Source organism: Streptomyces sp. CNT360 (assembly GCF_000424785.1).
In genome coordinates this window covers 251,412-265,586 of record NZ_AUKO01000002.1, presented here as the reverse complement: position 1 = coordinate 265,586, position 14,175 = coordinate 251,412, and the positions used below count along the sequence as shown (strand labels likewise).

The following is a 14,175-nucleotide window of genomic DNA, read 5'->3' as shown; positions in this document are numbered from 1 at the left end:
CGGCTCTCACCTGCTCGGGCTGCGCGAGGCACTCCAGCACCTGCCGGACATCACGCTGGCGGCGCTGCGCTGGGCCCGCGCCAACGACCCGGCCTTCCCGGCTGCAGCGGGCAAGCGCGGCAACCAGTACCTCTACGACCTCGACGCGGTGCAGCACTGGGCGGCCCGCCGGCCACGTGCCGCGGCCTCCGCCGACCCGCCGGCCGCCCCCGCCCCTCCTCGCGGACAGACACCGGCGCCCGCGCAGCCCGAGCCGGCCAGGACCCCTCCCGTCGACGTGGACGAGGGAACCGCTCCCTCGGAGCCCACGGCCGGGCCGGTTCCGGGCCGGGAGGCGGCGTCCCCCGCGGAGAGCCGCCAGGCGCCGGGCCCACGGAGCCCGGGGCCGGGAGGGACAGGACGACGGAGCGGCCCGGCAGGGGCGGGTGGACGCGTGCGTGCCGGGCCGCCTCGGGAAGAGCGGACGGTGAGGGCGGGTGCCGGCGCGGCTCGCGCCGACGGGCGAGCCCGCGGGCCGCAACCGCGGGCTCCCGGACCCTTCTCGGACAAAGCTGCCGGGCACTCGCTGGAGCCACCGCGAGACCACGGCAGGTGCTGGAGCGGTATCTAGCCGGAGCGGCACCGGCGGGAGATGCGGACCGTGTTCGAAGGCTTCGGCACCAGGCGGATCGACACCGCGGGGGCATCGGTCTTCGTGCGGCACGGCGGGGAGGGACCGCCGCTGGCGCTGCTGCACGGCCATCCCCGGACCTCCGCGACGTGGCACCGCGTGGCCCGGCTCCTGGCCCGGCGCGGCTTCACCGTGGTCTGCCCGGATCTGCGCGGGTACGGTCGCTCCACCGGCCCGGTACCCAGCGGGGACCATGCCGGGTACTCCAAGCGGACCGTCGCCAAAGACCTGGTCGAGGTGATGCGCTCTCTCGGCCACCGTCGCTCCGCACTCGCCGGACACGACCGCGGGGGCGCCGTCGCGCTGCGTCTCGCCCTCGACCACCCCGATGCGGTCTCCCAAGTCGCTTTCCTCGACTGCCTGCCGATCAGCGAGCACCTGGCGCGCATCACTGCCGACTTCGCCACGCAGTGGTGGCACTGGTTCTTCTTCGCGCAGCCGGACATCCCCGAACGGGTCATCAACAGCGCGCCCGACAGCTGGTACCGCGGCGATCCGCACCGCATGGGTCAGGACAGCCACGACGAGTGGCGTGCCGCGATGAGGAACCCCGACGTGGTCAGGGCGATGCTGGAGGATCACCGGGCCGGTCTGACCGTCGACAGGCAGCACGAGGAGGACGACTACGCCGCCGGGGTACGGGTCACCTGCCCGGCGCCGGCCCTGTGGTCGAGCCGGGACGACCTGGAGGACCTGCACGGCGACCCGGTGCGGATCTGGCGGCGCCGGCGGACGTACGCGGTCACGCCATCGACTCCGGACACCACATGGCCGAGGAGGCTCCGGAAGCGCTCGCCTCCTCGCTGGCCGGCTTCTTCGTCTGCCGAGGGAACCGGTCCTGACAAGGAAACCGGGCGGGCTGTGAGCCTGTGAGGTTTACCGGCCGGGGTGCCGGTTACAAGGTGGATCACGTGCTTGGGAGGACAGGCACATCCGCGGGAGGCGACCGTTCACGGTGGCCCCGGGTGTGCAACCCGAGCCGCTTCTCCCGCGGTTGATCCCCGTGTCACGACACCGCAAGGAGACAGTTCTGATGTCTGCCGTCCGGTACCGGTCCCAGCGAGCCCGTCACAGCCACAACGACGCCCCCGACACCACTGCGGACTTCCAGCGCCTGGCCGCCCTCCCCGACGGACCCGAACGGGAGGAACTGTGCGGACGACTGGTCGAGGCGTGGCTGCCCATGGCGCACAGGCTGGCCGCCAAGTACCGCAACCGCGGCGAGAACCTCGAGGACCTGGAGCAGGTGGCCGCCCTCGGCCTGGTCAAGGCCGTCAACCGCTACGACCCCACGCAGGGCACGCCGTTCGTGCCGTACGCGGTGCCCACCGTCACCGGTGAGATCCGCCGTCACTTCCGCGACCGCACCTGGGACGTCCATGTGCCGCGCCGCATCCAGGAGGTCCGCAACAAGGTGCGGGCCGCGGTCCAGGAGCTGACCACCGCGGCCGACGACCGCACCCCGTCCGCCGCCCGGATCGCCGAGCACACCGGCCTCACCGAGGACGAGGTGGCTGCCGGTCTGGAGGCCATGGACAGCTTCCGCAGCCTGTCCCTGGACGCGGCGACAGCGGACGCGGACGACGGCTTCTCCCTCATGGACACTCTCGGCACCGCCGAGGCCGGCTTCGACACGGTCGTGGCCAGGGAAGCCGTCAAGCCGTGCCTGCGCGCCCTGCCCGAGCGGGAACGCAAGGTCCTCTACCTGCGGTTCTTCCGCGACATGACCCAGTCGAACATCGGCAAGGAACTCGGCATCTCCCAGATGCACGTCTCCCGCCTGCTGTCCCGGAGCTGCGACCGCGTCCGCCGCCAGGTCGAGCGCGGACGTCCCACCGCCGCCCACCACCGGGCTGCGTGACACGCGGCAGCGTCACCTGCCGGCGTCGGTCGGCTTGCCCATCCCTTGCACTGCACCAGAAGGAGCGTCCTCCCATGCTGCTGGCCCACCCTGCCGTCCTCCGCGACCTGATCGAACAGTACGAGGCCCTCAGCCTCCTGCGCGCCGAGGACGGTTCACCCGAGGTCCGACAGCGGATGAACGACGTCGTCTACACCCTGTGCGTCTCCACCGGAACCCGGGACATCGACGCGGCCCTGGTCGCCGCCCGCCACCGGCTCCCCGGCGCCCGCCCGCAGGACGACTCCCTCCTCGGCCGGCCGGGCGGGATCGCAGAGGCGGACGGCGCCTCCGCGCAGCCCGCTCCGGTCGCCTCGTGAGGCGCGGCTGGCTGCGCAGGCCCTGGGTGTCCCTCCGGGTGGTCGCCGCGCGCGTGGTCCGCTGACGGACCCGGCCACGCCCGGCAGGCGGAGGGCGATGCGACAACGAGAGCGGGGCGCAGGCGGACCGGTCCGCCTGCGCCCCGCTCTCGTTGTCGCCCTGCGGCCCCTGCGGACGAAGACCCGCCGGCACGCCGCTGCCATTGCCGCATCACCGCGCTCCGGGGATCTCCCCGGTCTGCACGATGGCGCGTGCGATGTCACGGAGCTTGATGTTGCGATCCTGCGAGGTCTTCTTCAACACGGTGAAGGCGTCGTCTTCAGTGACCTTGTAGCGCTCCATGACGATGCCGAGCGCCTCGCCGATCTCGTTGCGCGTCTCCATGGCGGTGTGCAACTGTGCGCTGCTGCGGGCGCTGGAAAAGGCGACTGCGGCGTGGGAGGCCAGAATCCAGCCCACCTGCTCGGAGCGATCGGTGAAAGCACGAGCACGGTCCGAGTACATGTTGAGGGCTCCCAGCGTCCCTTCCTCGGTGAACAACAGAAAACCCATCATGCTGCCGATACCCAGCTCACGAGCTTTAGGGGCATACGTCGGCCACCGGTTCTCGGTATCGTTCATGTCGGCGATACGGTAAACCTGTTCCGTTTCCCGCGCCGCGTCGAAGCACGGCCCCTCACCGGCATTGTCCTGGGCCTGGTCCGAGTGGTGCACCAATGCGCTGCTCGCCGCCAGCGTGCTGACGCGTGAACGGTCGCTGAGTACCAGAACACCGGCGTTGTCGCAGTTGTCCACCAGGCCCACGGCGTGGTGGACGACCTGGTCCAGGGTCTGTTGCACCGTCGTCTGTGCCAGCAGGGTGCGTGACATCTGCGCCAGCTTCGTCGCAAGTTCTTCCCACGGCATCTCCGGCATCTCCGGCATCGTGGCTCCTTCCCCGCTGTCGGCCCCGAAGGGACTGTCCAGTGGCGTGGCGGGTGTCGTGCTGCACCCGCCCCTTCAGGGAAAACAGCCTGCCGTGCGCGTGCCCTGGAGTGATGCGGACGCGCCGGGACCACCGTGGAAAGCGGGCAAGGGAAGTCCTGCGCGGCTGGCCGGAGGCTTCGCGCCCTGGGTGAGGTGGCGGCGTTCCGCCTTTCGGACGCGTCGCCGTTCTCCGTATCCGTTGCGTGCTGCTTCTCAGTGGCGGCCGTGGGCGCTGTCGGAGACGCCTCCGAAGAGCCGGGCCACGGCGCGGAAAGGAAGGGTGACGACGGTGGCGATGGCGCCGCCGATGGCGCGGAGCACGTCTGCGATTGCCTTGAACACGGTTCTTCCCTCTCTCTCGCGGAACTGCGGAATTGCAGTGCCGAGAGCGGGTTCCCGGAGCTGATTACGGCAAACTTCTCTCTTTTCTTCCTGTTCCGAATTCGTATCCGGTATTCATCTGCCGACCGGGGGCTGGATTTCTCTGTGGGGAGGTCGAAGCACGCTGAGACGTTCCCCGATGGGCTCAGGCAGAAGTTGTTACGGGTGACGCCGCAGAAGGGGATCCAATAGTAACTAGCCGAAAAACGCCGTAGTAGCCCCTGGCCTGGGTGTACCTGTTTCTAGGAGATGCGCAGGCCGTTGATTCGGGAGCGGCCGGTGGCGGCTCGACGACTCGCCTGTGCTCCCAGGCGGTGAGCACGAGCTCGCGGCCGTCCCTCTCCTCGATGAGGCAGATGACGGTGTTCTCGTCGCTCCCGTACATGCCGACCCAGTCCCGCCAGGTCCGACGGGCGGTGGCGTCCTCGGCCTGTTCCCCGGTTGCCGCCGGGCCGTTCGCGGAGAAGGGGAGGACGGTGCGGTACGTGGTCACGCGCCCTCCGTCACCGTGGCCATGTCCGTCTGCTGCTCGTCATGCTCGCGCAGCATCCGCATGACGGTGGCGTGCGAGGGGCGCTGGCCGCACACCTTGCCGGTGCGGATGACCAGACGGGAGGCGATCTCGCAGCGACAGCTGTTCGGCGTCGCGCAGGCGTACGGCGGTGGCGAGCATGTCGTCGTCGGAGACCGGCACGCCGCCGTTGGCCTTGCGATCGGCGCGGGCAGTCTCCTGGTCCTCCAAAGTCTTGCCGCGGATGCAGTCGCGTTCGGGCTCCGCCATGGCGGCCAAATTGATCAGCCCTGATCAGTGATCTTCAGTGAGAGTTCTCGCGCCGACTGTTCGTCTCCCTCGGCCTCCAGCCACTGCGCGTACTGGGCGGCCGTGTAGGAGTCTGCTTCGGGCCTGGGCCCGTGCAGCCTGGCCAGCTCGCCTTCGAGGATGTCGAGGTCGTCTGGTGTCCCCTCTTCGTCGAGCATCCGGGCGATGGCTTCGGTCACCCGGTCTTCGACACCGCTGGGCCACCCCCTCACATGCCTCCCGTGCTGCCCGGACGTGGTCGGCCACCGCTTCGTGCACCTCGCTGGCTGCCTCGTCGTCCCCGATCTCGTCGGGCAGCCGGGCCAGCCTGACGAGAGCCGTGCCCTTTGCCCCGGCGCGACCGAGTTCGCGGGCACGCACATAGGCTGCGCGTGCCGCCTCGGTGTCACCGATCTCGTGGAGCAGGTGGCCGAGCTTGAGGACGGCCGCGTCGGCCGCCTCGATGCTGCGGAGCTCGCGGACGGATGTCCAGTACGCCTCGCGGCACCAGGTGTATGGCCGGGTGTTGTAGACCTCGTAGTCGGACGGGTGGAGCGACTCGGTCAGCCTCCTCCCGATGGTGGCGACGGCCTCAAGGGGGTGGGCGGAACCGTTACCAAGGGCGTAGTGCCACGCACCGGCCGCGAATTCGTTCTGGCTTAGCAAGCCCACGACGGCTTCCATCGCCGCATCGTCTCCCTCGCGGGCATACAAGAAGGCCAGGTCGACGGCCACCTCTGCGAGCTGACTTTCTTCGAGGTCGCCGCCGATCCGCTCCGGAGCCGCCTCCGCAGTGCCGAAGTCCCCGACGTACAGGGCAAGGCCGAATTCGACCACGAGGGAGTCGGGTTCGTAGGCCCGCCGCAACTCCGCCGCCGCTGCGACACGGTTGCCTTCCTGCACGAGGCGATAGCCGTGTTCGGCCGGTGTCACCATGCCGGCTCGCTGCCGGGCCTCCGCGAGGAGGGCGGGGCCTCCGGCCCGATGGACGATCAGGTATGCGGCCCGTGCCTCGTCCTGCCTCCCGTCCGAGTGCAGTCGGACGCAGAGTTCCAGGGCGCACTTCCTCACCTCCAGCCCGTGGGATCCGGCGCATGTCCGGGCTCGTCTCGCGTGGCGTATGCAGCCGGTCATCGAGCCGACGGCGCTGCTCGTGGACGACACCGGATTCCTCAAGGACGGGGAGGCGTCGGCGTGTGTGGCCCGGCAGTACACCGGCACTGCGGGCAAGGTCACCGACTGCCAGGCCGGAGTCTCGCTGCATCTGGCACCCCACCGTGCGTCGGCAGCGGTGAACTGGTGTCTGTTTCCTGCCTGAGAGCTGGGATCCCGCTGCCCCGAAGGCCGATGCGGCCAAGGTGAGCCGTCGCAACAGGTGCGCCCGACGGTCTGGGCCATGTCGAGAAGTGGCAGGTGGCCCTCGGCATGGTCGACGAGACGTGGTCCTGGGGCGTCGAGGTACCCCAGGTCATCGCCGACGGCGGCTACGGGGACACCGCCGCCTTCCGGCTCGGTCTGGAAGAACGGGGACTGGAGTATGTGGTGGGCATCTCCACCACGACCACCGCCCAGCCGGAACCGGCCCGGCCGTGCACCCCGCACTACACCGGCCGGGGCCGCCGCCCGCTTCCGGCCTACCCGGAGGCGGCCAGGACCGTGAAAAGCCTGGTCACTGCGGCAGGCAAAGCTTCTGCGCGGCCGGTGCAGTGGCGCGAGGGCTCCCGGCCCGGCACCGGCCGCAGCGGCCACAAGCGCATGTACTCCCGCTTCGTCACCCTGCAGATCAGGCCCGCAGGCCGCGAGATCCGCAGCGCCGCCTCCGGGCCCGAGCTGCCGGTGCGCTGACTGCTGGCCGAATGGCCGGCCGTCCAGGACGAACCCGTGCGGTTCTGGCTGTCCAACCTGCCGGGGAACACCCCGCTGCCTGTCCTGGTCCGCACCGCCAAGCTCCGCTGGCACATCGAGCACGACTACCGCGAGAGGAAACAGACCCTGGGCCCGGCCCACTTCGAGGGCCGCACCTGGCCCGGCTGGCACCGCCACGTCACCCTCGTCTCCGCCGCCCACGCCTTCTGCACCCTGCAACGGCTGACGCACTCCCCAAAAGAGACGGCGTCGGCCTGAGCCTCTACCGAGTCGTCCGCGAACCGCAGGCACTCCTCGCACTCTGGACCGGCGCCTGCCCCACCTGTCACCGCGACATGCCAGACCCCGCACCAACCCGACCAAGCACTACGAGAACCTGCGCCCGGGGCCGCAGGCAGTTACCGCGGTGTATGTGAGAAGGCTGCCCGTGTGGTCGCGGCAAAGAGGAAGCCCGCAGCCACGGGGATCAGTGCCATCCACGGGAGCATTCCGGCCGGGAAGCTGTTCAGCAGCCCGCCGGTCAGGGCTCCTCCTCCGATGCCCAGGTTGAACGCGGAGACGTACCAAGAGGACGCGGCATCGGGTGCGGCGGCTCCCAAACGGAGAACGCTTGTTTGCAGTGTTACCGGCAGCGCGGCGAAGGCAACGCCCCAGAGGGCCACGGCTGCCACGGCAAGTGGCTGCCATCGGATGCTCGCGCCGAGCAGCGCCAGTGAGCCGGCCATCAGGGAGATGGTGCCGAGCAGGGCGGCGTGCGGGCGACGGTCCACCAGGACGCCGCCGAGCCATGTCCCCAGGAAGCCCGCCAGCCCATACTCGGCCAGGAGCATGCTGATGGCTGCCGCACTGAAGGCGGCGGCCTCGTGCAGGAAGGGGTTCACATAGGTATAGACAGTGAAATGTCCAAGGATGAGCAGCGCGGTTGCTGTCACCATGCGGCGTAGGCCGGGCAGGCGTAGCGCGTCGCCGAGCCCTGTCGACTGCGGTGGGGCGGAGCGGTTGGGGATGTGGGGCAGGAGGCGGTGGGCGGCGGCGAGCACGCCCAGGCCGAGGGCCGCCGTGGCGCAGAAGGCGCCACGCCAGCCGACGACGCCTCCGAGGAAGGTACCCAGGGGGACGCCCAGGACCAGGGCCGTCGAGTTTCCGGCGAAGACGGCGGCGGTTGTGCGGCCCGGGCGTCCGGGCCTGGCGAGGGCGGCTGCGTATCCGACGACGATCGACCAGAAGACCCCGTGCGCCATTCCGCACAGAAACCTGCCGGTCGCCAGTATCGGATAGCTGTCCGCGACGGCGGAGAGCACGGTGCCGAGGGAGAAGACCGCACTCACGGTCATGTAGAGGCGCTTGCGCGGCCAGCCGCCGGTCCAGTGGGTGAGCGGTGCTGCCGTCAGGCCGACGGTGAATGCGTACACGGTGACCAGCAGCCCCACCTGTGATCGTGCGACGCCCAGATCGTCGCTGATCGGTGGCAGCAGCCCGACCGGCAGCAGTTCTGTGGTGACGACGACGAAGGTCATGGTGGCGAGCACGAGCAGGCCGGCCCGGCGCCGGGCCGAGGACGTCGTGGGCGGGTCGGCCTGGCCGGTGAGGAGCGGCGCGCTCACGACGGCGTGGCGGGGAGTGCGGCGAGGAACGCGCGTACGTGGCGGAGCCAGGTTGCCCGGTCTGCCGGGTTCAGGATGTGGGCGGCGCCGGGCAGTTCGATCAGCCGGGCGCCGGGGATGCCGGCTGCCAGGCGGTAGGAGCTTTCGGGCAGCACCAGTCGGTCGCCGGTTGGCGCCATCACCAGGGTGGGGGCGGCCACCATCGGCAGGTCGGCCCGGACGTCCACGCGGGAGACCAGGTCGAAGTGGTCCAGCATGCCCGGCGGCATCCCGGTCAGAGTCTGGGCGACCGGTTCCTCGAGGGCTGCCGGTTCGATGTGGGCCAGGTCCGACGGAGACATGCAGGACAGGTGGGCGAGCCGCGCCACGTCCTGCCACTGGCCCGCGGCTGCCAAGGACTTGATCAGTTGAGCGGCGAGCGCCAGGACGGGGTCGGCGGCAGCAAAGCCGGCGGTGAGGACGAGGGCTCGGACACGGTGGGGGTGCCGTGTGGCGATCCGGACGGCCACGGCGCTGCCGAGGGACTCCCCGAGGACGGCGAAGGAGTCCTGGCCGGCCGCGATGGCGGCCGCAACCAGGCGGTCGGCGAGGTCGTCCAGGTCCAGGGGTTCGTCGGGCACGGGAGAGCCGCCCGCCCCGGGGTAGTGCGGGCCGACGAGGGTGTGGTCTTGGGCGAGGTCGTCGAGGACGAGGCCGAAGTTCCCCTCGATGCCGCCGCCAGCGCCGTGCGCGAGCAGAAGTGCGGGGCCGCGCCCCTGCACCAGAACGTCGAGGTGGCAGGTGGGCAGTGTGTGATCAGCGGTCATGGCGCCGACGCTAAACTCCGACATCAGTGTCAGAGTCAAGGTGCGGTGTGCCAGGGCACAGGAAGGAAGCGGGCGGCATGCGCATGAAAGAGATGGTGCGGCGTACAGGGGTGCACGAGCGGCTGCTGCGCTACTACGAACAGCAAGGACTCCTGACCCCCGACAGGCTGCCCAGCGGCTATCGCATCTACGGCGAGTCGGACGTCGAGACGGTGCGCCGCATTCGCTGTCTGCTGGCGGCAGGCCTTCCGACCGCTCTGATCGCCCAGGTCCTGCCGTGTATCCGGGCGGACGCCGAGCGCCTCGTGCCCACTTGCCCGGATCTGCTCGCCGATCTCCGCCGGGAGAGCAAGCGCATCACCCGCACCATCGAAGATCTCCTGGCGTCGCGCGCGATCCTCGACTCCCTCATCACCGCCGCGCCACCAGAAGACGCCGGGAACACCGAGGCCGTCTCCGCCGAGCTTCGACCCGGGCGAAGGCCGAGCAGCCTGACAAGGCCAGCTGACTAAGCCGGAGGTTGGTGCGGTGGCAGGTTCCGGGGTGGGGAGCCTGCCACGGGTCAGAGACATGCTGTGGTTCACACTCGATGTGAGGGACCGCGGTATTGCCCTACCAACAGCGCAATACCGCCGAGTGGTGCATCAACAAGCTCAACCGGTAGCTCGGACCGGCTACCTACTACGAAGAAGTCGCCACCTCTACTTGGCGGAACCACACCTCACGGGCCACTTCATCTGGTCCGCACAGTGAGCTGTTTTCAACCTCGGTTTGAGCGGGTCAGGTGGAGGGTGAGGACGGCCTGGACGGGGTGGGTGATGCGGGTGGTGGAGCATCGCAGCGTGCGCAGGAGTCGCCAGGTCTTGAGGGTGGCCGTGGCCTGCTCGACGCGTGCGCGGATCTTCGCGTAAGAGCGGTTGACGGCTTGCTGACCTGCAAAGAGGTTCTCCCACTGTCCGCGGAAGGGGGCGCGGACGGTGTCGCTGGCGCCCTGGTAGTCCTTGTCGGCCCAGCACTGCACGCCCGCCTTCGTGAGGGCATCGATGATGCCGTGGGTGGGGGCGGCCCTGATGTCGTGGACGGGGCCCGGCAGTGCAGGCGATGCCCACAACAGTCGGCCATGAGGGCCCGCGATGACCTGCACGTTCATGCCGTGCTTCTTGTGCTTGCCGGAGTGGAAGGGCCGGCCGGCGGCGATGCGGTCGATGGGCAGCAGGGTGCCGTCGAGGAGGACGAACGCCTTGGTGGAGGCGGTCTTCCTCGCATCGGCGAGGGTCGGCGCGAGGGTGGCCAGAAGGTCGACTGCCTCGGTGACGTGGCGGTAGGCGGTGGTGGTGCCGATGCCGAACCCGGCGGCGAGCTGGACGTAGCTGTGGCCGCACCGAAGGTGGGCCACAACCAGCAGCGCCTGACGTCCGGCAGTCAGCCCATGCCATCGCGTGCCCTGGCTACGGCGGTGTGCGGCCAGTTCACGAGCGAGGAAGCGCAGGGCCGAGCTGGACAGATCGGCACCGGATGGGTGGACAAGCACGCAGAAGCTCCTGGTGGGCCAGGCGATCTTGGTCGTGAACCCGTCTACCAGGAGCTTCTCCACGCACAGACAACGCCCTCCATCCCAACTACCCACCTGCGGAGCCAGGTTGGAAACAACTCACGGCCTGGTCTTCTGAGTCAGGAGTTCTGTTCAGATATGAGGCGAGGCGTTCGAGGATCTCGTCCGCAGTCTTGGTCCAGATGTAGGACCTGGGGTCGGTGTTCCAGGCTGCGATCCATGTCCGGATGTCCTGCTCCAGGGTCTGGACGGTCTTGTGGACGCCTCGCCGTCTCTGTTTGTTCGTCAACTCGGCGAACCATCGCTCGACGAGGTTGAGCCAGGACGATCCAGTCGGTGTGAAGTGCAGATGGAACCGCGGGTGGACCAGTAGGCAGGTCTTGATGGCCGGGGTCTTGTGGGTGGCGTAGTTGTCCAGCACGAGGTGGATGTCGAGGCCGTCGGGTACTTCCCGGTCGAGTTGGATGAGGAACTTCTCGAACTCCTCGGCGCGGTGGCGGCGGTGCAAGGAACCGATGACCTTGCCTGTGGCGACCTCCAGGGCGGCGAACAGGGTGCCGACGCGGACCTAGTCGTGCGTGACACGTCGCGGCACCCCGGGCATCATCGGCAGCACCGGCTGCGAGCGGTCGAGGGCCCGGATCTGCGATTTCTCGTCCACGCAGAAGACCAGAGCCCGCTCAGGTGGGTCCAGATAGAGGCCGACGACATCGTGGACCCTGTCGACGAAGTACGGGTCCCTCGACAGCGTGAACGTCTGCGACCGGTGCGGCTGCAGACCGAACGCCCGCCAGACCCGCGAGACCGTCGACTGCGACAGGCCCGTCTGCCTCGCCATCGAGCGCGTCGACCAGTGCGTCGCGTTCTTCGAAAGCCGACTCCAGCGTCCTGGTGACCAGCGCGGCCACCTGCTCGTCGGTCACCGTCCGGGGGCCGCCCGAGCGCGGCATGTCTCCCAGACCGGCGATCCGATGCTCGACAAACCTTGCCCGCCAGCGGCCCACCGCATGCGGTGTCGAGCCGAGCCGGGCAGCGACGCCCTTGTTGGACGCACCCTCCGCGCAGGCCAGGATGATCCGCCAGCGTAAGGCCCACGCCTGCGGCGTGGAACGGCGCCGCACCCACCCCTCAAGCGCAGACCATTCCTCGTCCGAGAGAACCAACTCGACCTTCGGCCGTCCAGTACGTGCCACGAACCAAGTCCAAACATTTGAACAGAATTCCTGACTCAGAGGACTAGGGCCCCAAGTGGTTGGTCAGGGTGCCGACCCCGGGCCGCGCTGTAGATCAGTTCGTGCCCGCAGCGGGCGGCACGGTCCTGGGCCTGACGGTGGGCGGCGATGAACTCCTCGGTTCCGGCGTCGGGTTCGCCGCGTGTCCGTCAGTCCGGGGGACGGGTGTTCGGGCCGGTGCGGTTGCCGACCGTCACCTCCACCTCGTCGCCCTCCTGCGTGAACCCCCGTACGAGCCAGACGCGTTCGGCGGTGTGGGTGCCGGCGCGTGTGGTGTGGGCCGAGACGTCGAGCACGGCGCTCCCCGCGTCGTCGACGAGGAGCTCGGCGTCGGTGACCACCCCGTCGGCGAACCCGAGGCCGAGGCCGAGTGGCAGCGGAGCAGAGACGAAGCCCTCGGGGTCCGGCAGCTCCTGGATCCGCAAACGGCCTCCCGGGAACAGATGTGTGTGGGCACACACGGCGGGGAACAGGCGCTCGGGACCGGACGTAGGACGCGACATGTGCGAGCTCCGGTGAGGAGTGGACGTCGGGCGCTGCCAGTCTGACGCGTGGGGACGCCGGGCCGCCGACGAACCGCGAGACCCCGTTGCAGCACCACACGTTCGGGGGTGACGCCCTCCGCGGCGACCGGATCCGCGCAGGGGACGTTGTCGCGGCGGGTCAGGCCGGTGCGTGCTCCGTGGACGTGGTGCGCCGCGGCGGAGGCGGCCCAGGGGCGGGGTTGAAGTGGCGGGAGAGGACGAGCCCGGCCGCTCCCAGCAGCGTGGCGTTGTCCTCCAGCGCGGTGAAGGCCACCTGGGGTGGTCCGCCGGGGTGGGGCGGGATGCGTGCGTGCAGGGCGCGCTCGATGCGACTGCGCAGCGCCTCGCCGCCGGCGACGGTGTCCCCGTGCAGAATGAACAGCCCGGGCGCGAAGATCTGGTGAAGGTTGACCAGCCCCACGGCGAGGTTGTCCGCCCACTCGTCCAGAAGTTCCGCCGCATGCGGTACACCCGCGGCGGCGAGGCGGGAGAGTGCACCGGCTCCGAGCGTGGTGGCCCCGGGCAGTCCCCGGCGTGTTGCCCGGGCGCGGAGCCAGGCGAGGCTGGCAAGCGTCTCCCAACAGCCCCGCTGTCCGCAGTGGCAGCGCGCCCCGTCCACCTGGACGATGCTGTGCCCGATCTCGCCGCCCGCGCCGGCCGGCCCACGGTGCACGTCGCCGCCCACCACGAGGCCGACGCCCAGGGCCTCTCCGGTGTAGACGGATGCGAAATGGCTGCGCCCGCGCCCCTGGCCGAACCACCGGTCGCCCAACGCCTGGGCGCGCGGGTGCATGTCGACGCAGACCATGGGCAGGTCCAGTCGGTCCCGTAGCGTCTGTCCGACCGGCAGGCCGTCGAGCCGGGGCGCGAGGGCGACCTTGACCACCGTGCCCGTGTCCGAGTCGACCATGCCGCCCACCGCGACACCGACGCCCAAGGGCGTGGTCGACGCGGCCTCGACGACCTCCGCCGTCGCCGCCACGAGCGCCTCGACAGTCGGCTGCCCGTCCGGCTCCGACTCGACGAGGCGCTCGGTCCTGGCGAGCACCGTCCCGCCGGCGCTGACCAGAGCCGCCTCCACGCGGCCGGGCAGCAGATGCGCCCCCACCAGCGGGGGCGAGTCGGGTGCGAACCACAGGGGGCGGGCGGGCTTGCCGCCGGCCGGGCTGCTGGGCCGCGCCGCCTCCTCCCGCAGCAGCCCCTGACGGACGAGGTCCTCGACGATGACGGTCAGGGCGCTGCGGGACAGACCGGTGACGCGGGCCAGTTCGGCGCGGGAGAGCGGGCCGAAGTCGTAGAGCGACTGGAGTATCCGGACCCGGTTCACGGTCTGCCTTTCCCGAGGACCGGAACGCGTGCGAAGCGCTCATCCTCTACGTCGGGTTACGACGGCTTGCGTACTAACTGCTCGTGGCCAGCTCGCCTACTGTGCCACAGATGCCCGGTGTGCCGGGAGGCCCGGACGTCCATCTCTCGAAGAGGGCGTGCACGCCCTCGTGGAATTCGTTCTTCCACACCCCTTGACGGTTTCCCAGGTTAGTACGCAAGGTGAAC

General features: G+C 70.0%; 13 protein-coding genes and 3 pseudogenes. 5 read left to right on the top strand and 11 right to left on the bottom strand.

From position 1 onward, the window contains the following. Positions 1 to 640: 640 nt before the first annotated feature. The 3 genes and pseudogenes from H297_RS34700 to H297_RS34695 all read left to right on the top strand — a co-directional run bounded on the left by H297_RS34700 (position 641) and on the right by H297_RS34695 (position 2,890). Positions 641 to 1,512, top strand: a pseudogene (locus tag H297_RS34700) (alpha/beta fold hydrolase). Positions 1,513 to 1,703: 191 nt separating this feature from the next. Next, the gene (locus H297_RS0105750; protein ID WP_027736268.1) at positions 1,704 to 2,531 is read left to right on the top strand and encodes a SigB/SigF/SigG family RNA polymerase sigma factor; all 828 of its coding nucleotides are present in this window, start codon (positions 1,704 to 1,706) and stop codon (positions 2,529 to 2,531) included. Between the two features lie 74 nt (positions 2,532 to 2,605). Then, the gene (locus H297_RS34695; protein ID WP_078513773.1) at positions 2,606 to 2,890 is read left to right on the top strand and encodes a DUF5133 domain-containing protein; all 285 of its coding nucleotides are present in this window, start codon (positions 2,606 to 2,608) and stop codon (positions 2,888 to 2,890) included. Between the two features lie 211 nt (positions 2,891 to 3,101). Here the strand turns inward: H297_RS34695 and H297_RS0105740 are convergent, their stop codons facing one another. The 5 genes from H297_RS0105740 to H297_RS0105720 all read right to left on the bottom strand — a co-directional run bounded on the left by H297_RS0105740 (position 3,102) and on the right by H297_RS0105720 (position 5,237). Further along, the gene (locus H297_RS0105740; RefSeq protein ID WP_486589418.1) at positions 3,102 to 3,815 is read right to left on the bottom strand and encodes an ANTAR domain-containing protein; all 714 of its coding nucleotides are present in this window, start codon (positions 3,813 to 3,815) and stop codon (positions 3,102 to 3,104) included. Between the two features lie 255 nt (positions 3,816 to 4,070). Then, positions 4,071 to 4,199, bottom strand: coding sequence for an LPFR motif small protein (locus H297_RS44030; protein ID WP_486589417.1), 129 nt, complete (start codon positions 4,197 to 4,199; stop codon positions 4,071 to 4,073). Positions 4,200 to 4,383: 184 nt separating this feature from the next. Beyond that, positions 4,384 to 4,731 (bottom strand): hypothetical protein, encoded by a 348-nt coding sequence (locus tag H297_RS43635; protein ID WP_199787151.1) that lies wholly within the window; start codon positions 4,729 to 4,731, stop codon positions 4,384 to 4,386. Positions 4,732 to 4,770: 39 nt separating this feature from the next. After that, positions 4,771 to 5,019: a hypothetical protein gene (locus tag H297_RS41220; protein ID WP_486589416.1), complete on the bottom strand. Its 249-nt coding sequence runs from the start codon at positions 5,017 to 5,019 to the stop codon at positions 4,771 to 4,773. Positions 5,020 to 5,033: 14 nt separating this feature from the next. Beyond that, positions 5,034 to 5,237, bottom strand: a complete 204-nt coding sequence (locus tag H297_RS0105720) for a hypothetical protein (protein ID WP_158693647.1) — start codon at positions 5,235 to 5,237, stop codon at positions 5,034 to 5,036. A gap of 857 nt (positions 5,238 to 6,094) precedes the next feature. On the opposite strand from H297_RS0105720, the pseudogene H297_RS41215 reads away from it, so the two are divergent. Continuing rightward, a pseudogene (locus H297_RS41215) lies at positions 6,095 to 7,161 on the top strand (IS701 family transposase); the annotation flags it as partial. Between the two features lie 140 nt (positions 7,162 to 7,301). Here the strand turns inward: H297_RS41215 and H297_RS34670 are convergent. Both H297_RS34670 and H297_RS0105700 read right to left on the bottom strand, forming a co-directional pair. Further along, positions 7,302 to 8,507, bottom strand: a complete 1,206-nt coding sequence (locus H297_RS34670) for an MFS transporter (protein WP_051351562.1) — start codon at positions 8,505 to 8,507, stop codon at positions 7,302 to 7,304. Next, positions 8,504 to 9,313 carry an alpha/beta fold hydrolase gene (locus tag H297_RS0105700; protein WP_051351561.1) on the bottom strand — a complete coding sequence of 270 codons (810 nt, stop codon included), beginning with the start codon at positions 9,311 to 9,313 and terminating at the stop codon, positions 8,504 to 8,506. The genes H297_RS34670 and H297_RS0105700 overlap by 4 nt, the downstream gene beginning before the upstream one ends. A gap of 77 nt (positions 9,314 to 9,390) precedes the next feature. Between H297_RS0105700 and H297_RS0105695 the strand changes: the two genes are divergently transcribed. Then, a complete protein-coding gene (locus H297_RS0105695; RefSeq protein ID WP_027736263.1) occupies positions 9,391 to 9,825 on the top strand; it encodes a MerR family transcriptional regulator in 435 nt (144 codons plus the stop codon). A gap of 248 nt (positions 9,826 to 10,073) precedes the next feature. On the opposite strand, the gene H297_RS0105690 is transcribed toward H297_RS0105695, so the two are convergent. The 4 genes and pseudogenes from H297_RS0105690 to H297_RS34660 all read right to left on the bottom strand — a co-directional run bounded on the left by H297_RS0105690 (position 10,074) and on the right by H297_RS34660 (position 13,948). After that, a complete protein-coding gene (locus H297_RS0105690; protein WP_027736262.1) occupies positions 10,074 to 10,844 on the bottom strand; it encodes an IS5/IS1182 family transposase in 771 nt (256 codons plus the stop codon). An 88-nt stretch (positions 10,845 to 10,932) separates the two neighbouring features. Next, positions 10,933 to 12,058: pseudogene (locus H297_RS34665) on the bottom strand (IS630 family transposase). Positions 12,059 to 12,246: 188 nt separating this feature from the next. Beyond that, positions 12,247 to 12,522, bottom strand: coding sequence for a hypothetical protein (locus tag H297_RS0105670; protein ID WP_486589415.1), 276 nt, complete (start codon positions 12,520 to 12,522; stop codon positions 12,247 to 12,249). 238 nt (positions 12,523 to 12,760) lie between these two features. Continuing rightward, positions 12,761 to 13,948: an ROK family transcriptional regulator gene (locus H297_RS34660; RefSeq protein WP_051351560.1), complete on the bottom strand. Its 1,188-nt coding sequence runs from the start codon at positions 13,946 to 13,948 to the stop codon at positions 12,761 to 12,763. Between the last annotated feature and the right edge of the window lie 227 nt (positions 13,949 to 14,175).